Raw genomic sequence first — 14,766 nt, forward strand, 5'->3', positions numbered from 1 at the left:
GTCAGGTCCGGAAGGAAGCAGCGTTAAGCGAATCGTTCCATGTGCCGCAAGGTCGCCTGGGAACTGCGGTTCGACGTGGAAAAGGATGGAGAGCAGCCAGAAACGGCTGCTTTTTTACTATAATGATATCATTATTGTTCGAAGAGGCGAGGCGCCGATGAAGGAGGCCGCCGGGGATGGCTGACCAACGCTCCGCGGTGACGCGCTGCTAAACAGATTTTTTGCCTTTCAACGCATCCTTCCGAAAGCGCTGAACGCACTTCGTTTGAACGACGCTCTTTCGAAAGGATTTTCGTGGGCCAAAAAATCCGTTCTTCACGCAGCGCGTCAAGGCTCCTCTTATGGTCATCCATCCCCGGCGGCCCGAGCAGTGCTGCTGTATGCTCATCGGTGCTCGGCCTTGAGCCATGGAAGGGTATCCATAAGTGGAGCTTCAGCCTGCTGCGCGGAACGTTGGATACCCTTCCATGGCGGCTTGTTTGAAGAGAAGAAGATTCGGTAAACATCGCGCGAAGCGTTGGTCAGCCGTCCCCAGCCGTCTCCAGCTGGGCCTCAGACCTGCGATGTCTGCGAAATAGATTGTGGGAACTATTAAGAGAGGAGAGGGATTGCGATGGCGTATATTGCGCTGTATCGGAAGTGGAGGCCGCAGACGTTCAAGGACCTCGTGGGGCAGGAGCATATCAGCCGGACGCTGGCAAATGCCATTACGAGCGGCCACATCGGCCATGCGTACCTCTTTGCCGGCCCGCGCGGCACGGGCAAGACGAGTACGGCGAAGATCCTCGCGAAGGCGCTCAACTGCGAGCACGGGCCGACACCGGAGCCCTGCGGGCAGTGCGAGCAGTGCCGCAAGATCACAGAGGGCTCCTCGATGGACGTCTTCGAGATTGATGCGGCATCCAACCGTGGCATCGACGAGATCCGCGACCTGCGCGAGACGGTCAAGTTCGCGCCGGTCGACGGCCGCTATAAGGTCTACATCATCGATGAGGTCCACATGCTGACGACGGAGGCGTTCAATGCGCTCCTCAAGACGCTCGAGGAGCCGCCCGCGCACGTCGTCTTTATCCTCGCGACAACAGAAGCTCATAAAGTGCCGCCGACAATCCAGTCGCGCTGCCAGCGCTACGACTTCAAGCGCATCACTGTTGGGGAGATCGAGAGCCGCCTGCGCTACATTGCCAAGGAGATGAAGATGGAGGCTGAGGATGAGGCACTCTCTATGATTGCCATCCAGGCTGACGGCGGCATGCGCGATGCGCTCTCCATCCTCGACCAGTGCGCAGCGCTTGCAGACGGCACCATTACAGCGGAGCGCGTGCGCCAGATCCTCGGCCTCGTCGGCCACGACTGGATCTACAAGATGACGAAGGCGCTCGCCGCACGCAATGTGCAGGATGTTTTACAGATTCTCGCGGAGCTCCTGCGTGACGGCAAGGACCTCAAGCAGGTCCTCTCTGAGCTCTCGCTGCACCTGCGCAGCCTCATGATCTTCCAGGCAGCCGGCACGGTCGAGGCGATGGATCTCTACGCCGAGCCGCAGGACGTTCTGCAGCAGCAGGGCAAGCTCTTTGTGCCCGATGTCCTGCCGCGCATGATTGCGCGCCTGCACGAGGCGATGACGGAGATGAAGTGGTCGCCACAGCCGCGCATCACTGTCGAGGTCGCGCTGATGGAACTCTGTCGGCCTGAGCTCGCCTCGCAGGGAGAGAGAGAGGAGCAGCCAGCAGGCCAGGTGCAGCAGGCCGTCGCGCGCAATCCTGCCGACGAGGCGCGCATCGCCAAGCTCGAGGCCGCGCTCGCCGAGGTCACAGCCCTGCTCAAGCAGGCGACAGCAGGCGCGGGGCGCGTCCAGCCTGCCTCAGCGGCTCCTGCTGCGAGCATGCCATCTACGGTGCCGCCTGCCGTGCCGGCCGCCGCTCCGGCAGCGGCAGCCGTGGCCGAGGAACCCGCCTCTGTTGACGAAGCAGGGCTCCAGGTCTGGAACAAGCTATTCCAGGCGCTTCGCGACCAGCACAAGGCGCCAATACTCGCCTGCATCCAGAATGCCCGCTTCATGGGGCTGACGGCCAGCCAGTTCCACATGCGCATGCAGAGCGGCCTCATGGCCTCGCTTGTCATGCGCAATTACCGCAAGACCATCGAGCGCATCCTGCAGGAACTCACGGGTCGCGAACTGCGCCTCGTCTGCTCGGGTGAAGATGCGCCGATGAGGACGCCGCCGCGTCCGCGCCCTGCCGCCGTGCCGAAGCCAGAGCCAAAGCGCGAGATGGCAGCGAAGAAGCCTGAGCCTGCCGCCATCCTCGAGGAAGTCGCGCCCGACGAGCGCGCTTCACTCAAGAAAGCCTTTGACGTATTCGGTGCCAATGTCGTCGGTGTGGACGGCATGGCGATGGTTGACGCGCCGCAGGAAGACGCACCAATACCAGACGATGGTGCCGACATCTACGGGGACGGCGCCATCCCCCTGCCAGAAGACAGCGACGTGCCACTGCCGACGGAGGAAGACGAATGAACCTCATCAAGGAATTGCAAGAGAAAAAAGGATTTTCCGATTCAGAGCGGACGATTGCCGATTACCTGTTGAAGCACTCCCGTCTGCTGCCGAGCATGACGACGCGCCAGCTGGCCCAGAAGACGTACACGAGCTCTGCTGCCATCGTGCGCTTCTGCCAGAAGCTCGGCTTTGGCGGCTACACGGAGTTCCGCGTCGAGTTCCTCGCGCAGATGATCCAGTACATCGAGAGTCCGTGTGGCATGGAGCTTTCCATGACGGACCGCGATTCCGTCCACTCCATCCTCGAGAAGGTCACGCGCCTCGAGATCGACGCCATGCAGGAGACGTATCGCATGCTGGACCCCGCCGACTTCGTCCGGGCCTTCGCCATCCTGTCGAAGACCGCGCACATCGATTTCTACGCGATGGACAACAACCTCGATATTGCGAACATGGCGGCTTCCGGCTTCATCATGGCCAACAAGTGCTCGACGGTGCATCCTGCCATGACGATGCAGTATTTGCAGGCGACGGGGGCGCCCAAGGACCACGTCGGCTTCCTGATCAGCCGCACGGGCGAGAACCGCATGCTCATTGACATCGCACGCCTGCTGAAGATGCGCGGCAACCCCGTCCTGCTGATTACGGGCAAGAAGGACTCGACGCTCGGTTCGCTCGCCGACGTCGCCTTCCCCGTGGCCTCCGTCAAGACGATGGAAGAGCTCGGCCCGCGCGTCTTCCTCATGGGCGCTAAGTATGTCATGGATGTCCTGTTCGCCGTGCTCATGACGCGCGTCGACTTCCACAATGCGCAGGAGAAGGAGTCATGGCTCAGCCAGCACTTCCATTATTGAGTATCGGTGAATATGAAACAGCGTTTCACGACGCTGTTTTTTTTATGCTCTTTTCTGGAACCTCGTTTCCTATTGATTTCGATTTATTGAACGCGATTGTGGCAGATGGTATAGTGAAGACACAGTGAGGAACGGGGAATGGAACCCCGGTTCCTGAAGAAAGATAGAGAAAGATAGAGAGGATATCAAAGGAAAGAGGAGAGAACATGAGTAAACAAGAGATTTTCGATAAGTTTATCGAAATCATGGGGGAGTTCGCTCAGATCCGCGCTGTAGCAGCTCTTCGTGATGGCTTCATTATGACGACGCCATTCACCATCTGTGGTTCGGTATTCCTGCTGCTGGCCAACCTGCCAGTCCCGGGATACGCCGACTTCATGGCGTCGATTTTCGGGACAGACTGGACGGCGCCGCTGAACGCCGTCGCAGGTGGCACGTTCAGTGTGCTGGCACTCATCGTCGTATTGTCCATCACCTACAAGTTCGTCGAGAATGAAGGTTGCGATGCCATGATGGCCGCCATCCTCGCATTGTCGACCTTCCTTATCCTGATGCCGCCGACAATCCTGACGAAGGGCGGCGAGACAGTCAGCGACATCATCCCGAAGGCATGGGCGGGCAGCAACGGCGTCATCACCGCCATCTTCGTTTCTTTCTTCGTCTCCTACATCTTCTGCTACTGCGAGAAGAACCACATCGGCATCAAGATGCCGGATGCCGTCCCGCAGGGCGTCGCGAAAGCATTCACGGCACTCGTACCGGGCATGATCTTCTTCACGAGCGCATCCGTCCTCTATGGCCTCTGCCATTACATCGGCGCGACGACGCTGCCGGAACTCATCTTTAAGGTCATCCAGACGCCGCTGCAGGGCTTGTCCGATTCGCTCGCAGGCGGCACGATCATCGTCGGCCTCCAGAGCATCCTGTTCTGGGCCGGTATCCACGGCCCGAACGTCGTCGGCGGCGTCGTGAGCCCGCTGCTCATCGCCAACTCGCTCGATAACCAGCACCTCCTTGACATGGGCATGTCCCTCGTCAACAATCCGCAGGCTAAGATCTTCACGACGCAGATCAATGATGTATTCGTCAAGAGCGGCGGCTGCGGCCTGACGCTCGGCCTCCTGATCGCCGGCATCTTCACGGCCAAGTCCGACCAGCTCAAGTCCCTGATGAAGATGGCCTTTGTACCGGGCCTCTTCAACATCAATGAGCCGATCATCTTCGGCCTGCCGATCGTATTCAATCCGTACCTGCTCGTACCGTTCATCATCGTCCCGCTCATCGCGATGTTCATCACATACGGTGCCATCGCCTCGGGCTTCATGGCTCCGCTCAGCGCAGTCCAGGTCCCGTGGACGACGCCGCCGATCATCGCAGGCTTCCTGCTCGACGGCTGGCAGGGCGCTGTCATCCAGATCATCAACCTCGTCATCGCGACGGTTATCTACTTCCCGTTCCTCAAAGCACAGGACCGTGCTTTCCTCAAAGAGGAGATGGCCGATGCCGCTGCAGAGAAAGAGAATCAGGGAAGGGCAGAATCTGCCATCAATCCGTGAGCCATCGCTGCGCTGCGGCTGGGGAATGCGCTGCAGCACAGCGCTGAGAACAAGAGAAATCATGAAGAGAGAATAGAAAATTTGAAGGAAAGAGGATGTTCTGCAATGAATCAGAAAAAGACAACAGCACTTCTGCTTGGACTTACCATGAGCCTGACGGGCACGGCCTTCGCCGCCCCGACTGACCAGGCCCAGGACATCGACAGCCGCATCGCTGCGCTCGAGCAGCAGCAGAGTAATCTGGAGAAAGAGATCAAGGAGCTCCGCCACCAGAACAGCCAGCTCAAGAATCAGACGCGCAGCCAGAAGAAGCAGCTGAGCGGCCTGAGCAAGAGCGTCAAGAGCGAGCTCGACCGCGTCCATATTTCCGGCTTCGGCCGCGTCAGCTGGGATAACGACAACATCAAGGGCTACACTGACCGCAACGACAACCGCCGCTTTTACCTCGACCTCAAGGGCAAGTTCAAGGTCAATGACGACTGGAACTTCAACTTCGAGAGCGAGACAAACCCGCGCTACGCGAATTATGTCATGGCCGATGGCACACTCAAATCCCACAATGGCCATGACGATGAAGATGGTGTCATCCAGCGCGTCTGGGCGGAAGGCAAGACGGGCGTCGTCAACTACGACATCGGCCGCAGATGGCGCGGTCTTGGCTTCCAGAATATCCTGCTCGGCAACGAGACGGATGGTGCCGTCATCAGCACGGCCATCCCGAAATCGAAACTAACGGCCAATGCCTTCTACCTCACGCCGACGGACAAAGGCTATGACTTCAGCGTCTACGGTGCTGGCGTCCAGGGCCAGGTCGGCCACGGCTTGCAGATCAGTGCGGCAATCGCCAAGCTGAACATCGGCAAGCATGAGTCGATGGGTCAGAACGTCTACGATACGACGAAGACCTTCATCAACAATGATGAAAAACCACTTTCCCTCTATTACGGTGACGTGAAAGGAACAGCCAATGCAAGCGGCACCTACACGGTCACGGAGACGCCGTCGGAATATCGGAACACGGCCGGTAGCCTCGGCTTTGTCCTCAGTGCGATGTGGAACCCCATGAAGAACATCTTCCTGATCGGTGACTATGCGCGCACGAATGGCCAGGATTACACGGTCGGCGAGTGGGGCGCAAATGGCTACACGGAGACGAAGTACGACAAGCACGATTGCACGGCACTTCGCCTCAACTACCGCTGGTCCAACATCAACGACCCGGGTTCCTTCCAGCTCTACGCGCGCTGGTACAATTACGCGCGCAACATCAACAACCTCGTCGGCATCTTCGGTGACAAGGAGTGGGGCGCTCTGCAGCCGGGCTCGAAGGGCTGGATCCTCGGCTTCAAGTACGTGCCGGCCAAGAACATCGAGTGGGAGACGTTCTATGAGATGGCAACGGCACAGAACACGCTGTACGGCCACAAGAACGAGACGTACCACCGCAACTTCGTCCGCACGATGGTCGACTATCACTTCTGATAAACGATATCCAAGCGATATGCTTTGCTGCTATCACTTTTACTGACATCATGATTGTATCTAGAAAGGGAGTTTTTACCATGAAAAAGATTGTACTGTTATGCGCTTCGGGAATGTCCACGAGTATGCTCGTCAAGAAGATGCAGGAAGCTGCCAAGGCCGATGGCTATGAGTGCTCCATCGATGCGTTCTCCGCTTCGGAGGCCGCTACGAAGGCTGCTGACGCCGATGTCGTCCTGCTCGGACCCCAGATCCGCTTCCAGAAGAATAAGATCGCTGCGCAGATCCCGAATGTTCCGGTCGATGCGATCGACATGCGCATGTACGGCCGCATGGACGGCAAAGGCGCTCTCGCCCTTGCCCGCAAGCTCATGAACGACTGATTGCAGTTCAGACGAAGCAGTTATTTCATTTATTTCAGAGAAGGGGTATTGACATGGAAGGATTAGAGCTCACGGCATTCCAGATCATTTCGTCCGTCGGCACGGCGCGCAGCTGCTACATCGAGGCCATCCAGGCCGCGAAGAAGGGCGACTACGAAGAGGCCGAGAAGTTGATCAAGGAAGGCGACGAGGCTTTCATTGAAGGGCATGACGCTCATGCAGGCCTGCTGCAGAAGGAGGCCTCTGGCGAGGGCAACACGGTCAATCTGCTGATCCTGCACGCAGAAGATCAGCTCATGAGTGCAGAGGCGTTCAAGACGATTTCCCTCGAGTTCATCGATGCCTACAAGCGCATCGAGGCACTCGAGAAAAAAGCCTGAGTCAGGCAGGGAGGTTTTATCATGCCATTTCCAAAGGGATTTTTATGGGGCGGCGCCGTCGCTGCCCATCAGCTCGAAGGCGGCTGGAAAGAGGGCGGCAAGGGGATAAGCGTTGCCGACGTCATGACGGTCGGCGGCCCGGGGAAGCCGCGTGAGATCACGGACGGCGTCTTGCCGGACAAGGTCTATCCGAATCACGATGCCATCGACTTCTACCATCGCTACAAAGAGGACATTGCGCTGCTTGCTGAGATGGGCTTCAAGTGCTTCCGCACGAGTATTGCCTGGACGCGCATCTTCCCGAACGGCGACGAGACGGAGCCGAATGAAGAGGGCCTGAAGTTCTACGACGATCTCTTCGACACGATGCATGCCTACGGCATGGAGCCGGTCATCACGCTCTCGCACTTCGAGATGCCGTACCACCTCGTCACGGAGTACGGCGGTTGGCGCAACCGCAAGCTCGTCGACTTCTTCGTGCGCTTTGCTGTCACGGTCTTCAAGCGCTACAAGGACAAGGTCAAGTACTGGATGACGTTCAACGAGATCAACAACCAGCGCGACGTCGACACGCCGTTCACGGCCTTCACGAATTCCGGCGTGCTCTATCAGCCGGGTGAGGACCGCCACGAGGTGCTCTATCAGGTCGCCCACCATGAGTTCCTCGCTTCGGCAAAAGCCGTCATCGAGGGCCACAAGATCAACCCGGACTTCCAGATCGGCTGCATGATGGCGATGTCGCCTGTCTATCCTGAGACGTGCAAGCCGATGGATCAGATTGCAGCGCTCAAGGAAATGGATAAGACCTTCTATTTCGCGGACGTCCAGTGCCGCGGCCATTATCCTTCCTACATTCTCAAGGAGTGGGAGAACAAGGGCTACCACATCAAGATGGAGCCCGATGATCTCGCTGTCCTTGAACAGGGCTGCGTCGACTACTTCGCTCTGTCGTACTACATGAGCTTCGTCCGCGCCTACGACGAGCAGACGGATTCCTTCAAGGAAGTCCCGAACCCGTTCGTCAAGGCATCGGACTGGGGCTGGCAGATCGACCCGGTCGGCCTGCGCTACATGCTCGACGTACTCGCTGAGCGCTACGAGCTACCGATGATGATCGTCGAGAACGGCATCGGCCTGCACGAGCAGCCGGATGAGACGGGCCTCGTCCAGGACGATGAGCGCATCAATTACTTCGCCGCGCACATCGCCGAGATGAAGAAGGCCATCGAGCTCGATGGTGTGACGCTCATGGGCTACTGCCCGTGGGGACCGATTGACCTCGTTTCGGCCAGCACAGGCGAGATGGAGAAGCGCTACGGCTTCATCTACGTCGACAAGAACAACAAGGGCGAGGGCACGCTTTCGCGCAAGCCCAAGAAGTCCTTCTACTGGTACAAGAAGGTCATCGCCTCGAATGGCGAGGACCTCGCGCACTGACCTGCACGGCAGGCAATGCGCAATGCGTGAATGGGAAAGATTCAGGAGGAATAGATATGGATATCCGCAAGAAAGCAATCGCTGCCGCCGTGCTCCTGGCTTGCGCAGCACCGCTCTCCGTCTCGATGGATTTTGCAGCGCCGGCGATGGCCTATGCGACGCCGGCAACGGAGACGCAGGCAAGTGACGCCTTTGCCGTTGACTTCAAGAAGGGTCAGCCCGCTATCTTCGAGCCGTCTGACGGCTGGACGAACGGTGATCCGTTCAACGTATTCTGGCACAAGGACAACGTCACGTTCGAAGACGGCACGATGCAGCTGACGATCGACTACGATTCCTCGCAGGACAAGGTCCCGTATTCGGGCGGCGAGTTCCGCAGCAAGAAGACGTACGGCTACGGCCGCTACGAGGTCAGCATGAAGGCCATCAAGAATGACGGCTGCGTCTCCTCGTTCTTCACTTACACAGGCCCGTATGACGGCGATCCGTGGGATGAGATCGACTTCGAGGTCCTCGGCAAGGATACCTCCAAGGTCCAGCTCAATTACTTCCGCAATGGCGTCGGCGGCCACGAGAAGATGATCGACCTCGGCTTCGATGCGTCGGATGACTTCCACACGTACGCCTTTGAATGGCATAAGGACAAGATCATCTGGTTCGTCGACGGCAAGGAAGTTTTCCGCCGCGAGGGTGCAAACCTGCCGTGCACGAAGGGCAAGATCATGATGAATGCATGGTGCGGCAAGGGTGTTGACTCATGGCTGAAGCCGTTCAATGACGAGAACCTCCCGCTGACGGCTGAGTATCAGTGGGTCAAGTACACGCCGTTTGCGGAATGAGGTGACAGCGATGATGGTGAGCAGGAAACTCCGCTGGCTCGTGCTCAGCGGGATCCTTCTCGGCACTTGCGGCCTCCCAGGATTCAGCGAGGCCGCTGATGCCGGCATGCACGTCGATCAGGTCGGCTACCTGAATGGATACAGCAAGACGGCCATGGTCACCGATACGGGCGACACGGATTTCTCGCTCGTCGATGCGAAGACGGGCCAGACGGTCTACGAGGGCAAGCTCTCCGCTGCCAAGAAGGACGCGATGTCAGAAGAGACGCTGCGCAAGGCGGACTTCAGTTCCTTCAACAAGGAGGGTACCTACAAGCTGCGCGTCGGCTCGCGCGAGTCGTACGACTTCGAGATCGGCGACAATGTCTACGCCGTGCCGGCCGTCGAGACGTGGCGCTCGTACACGCTCTCGCGCAGCAATACGCCGATCGACGACCCTGTGACGGGCCTCAAGGTCAAAGATGGCCATGCGCAGGACCGCCAGGCACAGGTCTACTTCACGGACAAGCTCAACAAGAAGGGTGACCGCCTCGATGTCAGCGGCGGCTGGTATGATGCCGGCGACTACGGCAAGTACGTGACGACGGCTGCCATCAGCAGCGCAGAGCTCCTGCTGGCCTATGAAGCAAACCCCTCGCACTTCACGCGCGGCCAGCTTTTCTTCCCGAAGGGCACGCAGGAAGAGACAAAGCTTCCCGATGCGCTCCAGGAAGTCCAGTTCGAGCTCGACTGGATGCGCAAGATGCAGCGCAAGGACGGTAGCATGTTCCACAAGGTTGCAGGCCTGGCGTGGCCGGGCTTTGACAAGTCGCCGGACACTGACACGCAGGAGCGCTACATCTTCGGCAGCTGCACGTCGAGCGCTGCGATGAGCGGCGCCAGCTTTGCCATCGCCTCGCGCATCTACGCGCCGTTTGACAAGGCGTATGGCGAGACAATGCGCAAGAGCGCAGAGCGCATCTGGGGCTACCTCGCCAAGACGAAGAACCCCATCTACCGCGTCGACGAAGGCCAGGAGAGTGGCTCGGGCCCGTACAACAAGAGCACGGACATCGAGGAGCGCATCTGGCTCGCCGCAGAGCTCTTCCGCACGACGGGCGACAAGAAGTACGAGAAGTACCTCCAGTCCGTTGCGGACCGCTTCACGCAGAAGCCGAGCTTCTTCACCTGGGACAACACGCTGGCACTCGGCCAGTTCGCTTACCTCAAGGCGCAGAATGCCAACCCTGCCCTGCAGGCAAAGGTCAAGGCCGCCTTTCTCGGCTACGCCGATGACATCACCAGGAAGATCGAGTCCGACGGCTTTGGCTGTGCGCTCGCAAGGACCGAGTACACCTGGGGCAGCACGAAGAACGCGCTGACGCAGGGTGACATCCTGCTCATGGCCAACCAGATCCAGCCGAACGCGGCTTACGTAGAGGGCGCTCTCTCCCAGCTCCACTACCTCTTCGGCCGCAATTCGCTCGACAAGAGCTTCGCGACTGGCATGGGCGACAATCCGCCGGAGCATCCGCACAACCGCATCCACGAAAGCACGGGCGCCTATGTCCCGGGCCTCATCGTCGGCGGTCCGAATGCGGTCGCGGGCGGCGATCCTGACCAGACGGCCTACCTCAAGAGCGGCCATATCCCTGTGGCCAAGTCGTACCTCGATGTCCTGACGTCGTGGTCGACGAATGAGTACGCCATCGACTACACGGGCACTGCAGCCTATGCGCTCTCGTACTTCGCCAAACCGAAGGCGATGAACATCGATATGCTGAAGCTAAAGCGCAGCTACCCTCCTATCACGAAGAAATGAGTATCCCCCGCGATGCTCTTTCTTGCATAAATTCCCTTTTTAAATGTGATGTCTCAAAAGACAGGACGAGCTATCCCGATTTCCCCTCGGGATAGCTTTTTCCTGTCTTTTGGGGCAGGGGAGTCCGTTTTGAGTTGACGGACGCACGTTAATTTGATAGTCTAATCTAGAGAATAATCAAGATGCATGCAGATCGCATGAGAACGAGAGGTGTAATCTATGTTTGGTGGAATGGGCAACATGGGCAACATGGCCGGCATGATGAAGAAAGTCCAGAAGATGCAGAACGAGATGAAGAAGATGCAGGACGAGCTCAAGCGCAAGACCGTCGACGTCACGGCTGGCGGCGGTGCTGTCAAGATCGTCATGAACGGTGAGAAGCAGGTTCAGTCCCTGACGATCGACCCGGCTGCTGTCGACCCGGAAGACGTCGAGATGCTGCAGGATCTCATCTCGGCTGCCTTCAATGAGGCGACGAAGAAAGTCGACGAGATGATGGCGTCGGAAATGGGCAAGCTGACGAGCGGCCTCGGTCTGCCGCCGGGACTGCTCTGATGCAGTACATTGCACCCTTGGCAAACTTAATCGAGCACTTTCGCGCACTGCCGGGCATTGGCCAGAAGACGGCAGTGCGTCTTGCTTATCACGTGCTCGACATGGACCCTGCTCAGGCGAGGTCGCTGGCCGCGGCCATCGTCGATGCCAAGGAGAAGATCGGCTACTGCAATACCTGCTTCAACCTCAGTGATCAGAATCCCTGCGCCATCTGCGGCTCGGATGAGCGCGACCACTCCGTCATCTGCGTCGTCGAGCAGCCGCAGGACGTCGCGGCGATGGAGCGCATGCGCGACTACCAGGGCGTCTATCATGTCCTGCACGGGGCGTTGTCACCCTTAGAGGGTGTCGGACCGTCCGACATCCGCATCAAGGAACTCCTGGGCCGCCTGCAGGACGATACGGTCAAAGAGGTCATCATGGCGACAAACCCGAATGTCGAAGGGGAGGCGACGGCCATGTACATCGCCAAGCTCCTGAAGCCGCTCGGCATCAAGGTCACGCGCATCGCGCACGGCCTGCCGATTGGCGGCGACTTGGAGTACGCCGATGAGGTGACGCTCGCGAAGGCCATGGAGAATCGGAGGGAAATCTGATGTTTGAGTTCATAACGGCATTTGCCATCGGCCTGGTGGTGCTTTGCCTCGTCGGCAAAGTTGTCTCCCTGCCGCTTCATCTCGTCTGGAAGCTGATCACGAACAGCATTGTCGGCGCCATCCTGCTCTGGTTTGTCAAGCTCGTGGCCGTCAAGGTGCAGATCACCTTCCTGAGCGCGCTCGTCGCCGGCTTCTTCGGCGTGCCGGGCGTCATCGCTGTGCTGCTCTACACATATCTCTGATTGCTCGAGAGCGTGCAGCGGGCGGAGAAATGAGGGATTCAACAGCTTTTTGCATTTTTTTCAAAGAAGCTGTTGACAACTCGTCCGCCATCCTGTAATATAGTACAAGTCGCTGAGCGATACGGCACCGGCAAGAGCCCAGAAGCCTTGACTGGCAGGGGATTGCAGGAGCCGAAAGAACTTGAAAAAAGAAAGAAAAAACTTCTTGACAAGCTCCGCTCGATGCGATAAGATATAAAAGTCGCTTGAAGCAAAGCGCTTCGAGAGACAGAGTTGTTCTTTGAAAACTAAACAATGCAACATGAATCATTTGTGATTCAAGCCAGATGTTTTTTAAAACATCGATTGATTATGAACATAAGCAATCGGCAATTTCTTTACTAGGCTTTGGATTTATTCGAAGCCTAGGCCAAAAAAGATTATTAGAGCCAATCAAGGCTTTCCTAAATTTTATGGAGAGTTTGATCCTGGCTCAGGACGAACGCTGGCGGCGTGCTTAACACATGCAAGTCGTACGAGACGATTGAAAGCTTGCTTTTGAAAGTCGAGTGGCAAACGGGTGAGTAACGCGTAGACAACCTGCCGTAAAGATGGGGACAACAGTTCGAAAGGACTGCTAATACCGAATGTTGTAGAGTTTCCGCATGGGAATCCTACTAAAGATGGCCTCTACTTGTAAGCTATCGCTTTACGATGGGTCTGCGTCTGATTAGCTAGTTGGTGGGGTAACGGCCTACCAAGGCGACAATCAGTAGCCGGTCTGAGAGGATGAACGGCCACATTGGAACTGAGACACGGTCCAGACTCCTACGGGAGGCAGCAGTGGGGAATCTTCCGCAATGGGCGCAAGCCTGACGGAGCAACGCCGCGTGAGTGAAGAAGGGTCTCGACTCGTAAAGCTCTGTTGTCGGGGACGAATGTGGAGATGGTGAATAACCATTTCCAATGACGGTACCTGACGAGGAAGCCACGGCTAACTACGTGCCAGCAGCCGCGGTAATACGTAGGTGGCGAGCGTTGTCCGGAATTATTGGGCGTAAAGGGAGCGCAGGCGGGAAGGTAAGTCTATCTTAAAAGTGCGGGGCTCAACCCCGTGAGGGGATGGAAACTATCTTTCTTGAGTGCAGGAGAGGAAAGCGGAATTCCTAGTGTAGCGGTGAAATGCGTAGATATTAGGAGGAACACCAGTGGCGAAGGCGGCTTTCTGGACTGTAACTGACGCTGAGGCTCGAAAGCGTGGGGAGCGAACAGGATTAGATACCCTGGTAGTCCACGCCGTAAACGATGAATGCTAGGTGTAGGAGGTATCGACCCCTCCTGTGCCGGAGTTAACGCAATAAGCATTCCGCCTGGGGAGTACGGCCGCAAGGCTGAAACTCAAAGGAATTGACGGGGGCCCGCACAAGCGGTGGAGTATGTGGTTTAATTCGACGCAACGCGAAGAACCTTACCAGGGCTTGACATTGAGTGAAAGGGCTAGAGATAGTTCCCTCTCTTCGGAGACACGAAAACAGGTGGTGCATGGCTGTCGTCAGCTCGTGTCGTGAGATGTTGGGTTAAGTCCCGCAACGAGCGCAACCCCTATCCTTTGTTGCCAGCACGCAATGGTGGGAACTCAAAGGAGACTGCCGCGGACAACGCGGAGGAAGGCGGGGATGACGTCAAGTCATCATGCCCCTTATGTCCTGGGCTACACACGTACTACAATGGGATGGACAGAGAGCAGCGAAGCCGCGAGGCCAAGCGAACCCCATAAACCATCTCCCAGTTCGGATTGCAGGCTGCAACCCGCCTGCATGAAGTTGGAATCGCTAGTAATCGCAGGTCAGCATACTGCGGTGAATACGTTCCCGGGCCTTGTACACACCGCCCGTCACACCACGGAAGTCATTCACACCCGAAGCCGGCAGGCTAACCGCAAGGAGGCAGCCGTCTAAGGTGGGGGCGATGACTGGGGTGAAGTCGTAACAAGGTAGCCGTATCGGAAGGTGCGGCTGGATCACCTCCTTTCTAAGGAGTAAATGGACGCGAGTCCATGACTCTGGTCGATCATCCGGCTGTTGCATTGTCTAGTTTTGAGGGAACAGCCCTCAATGCACACTGAAAACTACACAGAAGAAATGAAATGTATCGAAATCATC

At 57.6% G+C, this 14,766-nt stretch carries 13 protein-coding genes and 1 rRNA gene; all 14 read left to right on the top strand.

Translation table 11 applies throughout. From position 1 onward, the window contains the following. The first annotated feature begins 613 nt into the window (after window positions 1–613). The 14 genes from dnaX (at window position 614) to QDI87_RS09510 (ending at window position 14,635) form a co-directional block, all read left to right on the top strand. A complete protein-coding gene (dnaX, locus tag QDI87_RS09445) occupies window positions 614–2,518 on the top strand; it encodes a DNA polymerase III subunit gamma/tau (RefSeq protein ID WP_278743136.1) in 1,905 nt (634 codons plus the stop codon). Continuing rightward, window positions 2,515–3,354 carry a MurR/RpiR family transcriptional regulator gene (locus QDI87_RS09450; RefSeq protein WP_270528541.1) on the top strand — a complete coding sequence of 280 codons (840 nt, stop codon included), beginning with the start codon at window positions 2,515–2,517 and terminating at the stop codon, window positions 3,352–3,354. Before dnaX ends, QDI87_RS09450 begins: the two co-directional genes overlap by 4 nt. Beyond that, a complete protein-coding gene (locus QDI87_RS09455) occupies window positions 3,327–3,482 on the top strand; it encodes a hypothetical protein (protein WP_182405968.1) in 156 nt (51 codons plus the stop codon). Before QDI87_RS09450 ends, QDI87_RS09455 begins: the two co-directional genes overlap by 28 nt. Before the next feature lie 78 nt (window positions 3,483–3,560). Next, the gene (locus tag QDI87_RS09460; RefSeq protein WP_278743140.1) at window positions 3,561–4,910 is read left to right on the top strand and encodes a PTS sugar transporter subunit IIC; all 1,350 of its coding nucleotides are present in this window, start codon (window positions 3,561–3,563) and stop codon (window positions 4,908–4,910) included. Between the two features lie 105 nt (window positions 4,911–5,015). After that, on the top strand, window positions 5,016–6,392 hold the full coding sequence (locus tag QDI87_RS09465) for a hypothetical protein (protein ID WP_278743142.1): 1,377 nt from the start codon (window positions 5,016–5,018) through the stop codon (window positions 6,390–6,392). Window positions 6,393–6,472: 80 nt separating this feature from the next. Further along, the gene (locus QDI87_RS09470) at window positions 6,473–6,775 is read left to right on the top strand and encodes a PTS sugar transporter subunit IIB (RefSeq protein WP_036376349.1); all 303 of its coding nucleotides are present in this window, start codon (window positions 6,473–6,475) and stop codon (window positions 6,773–6,775) included. Window positions 6,776–6,828: 53 nt separating this feature from the next. After that, entirely contained in the window at window positions 6,829–7,155 is a 327-nt protein-coding gene (locus QDI87_RS09475; RefSeq protein WP_036376351.1) for a PTS lactose/cellobiose transporter subunit IIA, read from the top strand. Window positions 7,156–7,176: 21 nt separating this feature from the next. Beyond that, window positions 7,177–8,592, top strand: coding sequence for a 6-phospho-beta-glucosidase (locus QDI87_RS09480; RefSeq protein WP_036376353.1), 1,416 nt, complete (start codon window positions 7,177–7,179; stop codon window positions 8,590–8,592). 56 nt (window positions 8,593–8,648) lie between these two features. Beyond that, the gene (gene bglS / locus QDI87_RS09485; protein ID WP_036376356.1) at window positions 8,649–9,431 is read left to right on the top strand and encodes a beta-glucanase; all 783 of its coding nucleotides are present in this window, start codon (window positions 8,649–8,651) and stop codon (window positions 9,429–9,431) included. A gap of 10 nt (window positions 9,432–9,441) precedes the next feature. Beyond that, a complete protein-coding gene (locus QDI87_RS09490; RefSeq protein ID WP_278743146.1) occupies window positions 9,442–11,232 on the top strand; it encodes a glycoside hydrolase family 9 protein in 1,791 nt (596 codons plus the stop codon). Between the two features lie 219 nt (window positions 11,233–11,451). Then, window positions 11,452–11,787, top strand: coding sequence for a YbaB/EbfC family nucleoid-associated protein (locus QDI87_RS09495; protein WP_005840407.1), 336 nt, complete (start codon window positions 11,452–11,454; stop codon window positions 11,785–11,787). Continuing rightward, window positions 11,787–12,383 carry a recombination mediator RecR gene (recR, locus tag QDI87_RS09500; protein WP_036376362.1) on the top strand — a complete coding sequence of 199 codons (597 nt, stop codon included), beginning with the start codon at window positions 11,787–11,789 and terminating at the stop codon, window positions 12,381–12,383. The genes QDI87_RS09495 and recR overlap by 1 nt, the downstream gene beginning before the upstream one ends. Beyond that, complete coding sequence (locus QDI87_RS09505) at window positions 12,383–12,625, top strand: pro-sigmaK processing inhibitor BofA family protein (RefSeq protein WP_036376365.1); 243 nt, start codon at window positions 12,383–12,385, stop codon at window positions 12,623–12,625. The genes recR and QDI87_RS09505 overlap by 1 nt, the downstream gene beginning before the upstream one ends. Window positions 12,626–13,074: 449 nt before the next feature. Beyond that, a 16S ribosomal RNA gene (locus QDI87_RS09510) occupies window positions 13,075–14,635 on the top strand. Window positions 14,636–14,766 lie beyond the last annotated feature (131 nt).

Source organism: Mitsuokella jalaludinii, from assembly GCF_928722185.1.
Taxonomy (GTDB): Bacteria; Bacillota; Negativicutes; order Selenomonadales; family Selenomonadaceae; genus Mitsuokella; species Mitsuokella jalaludinii.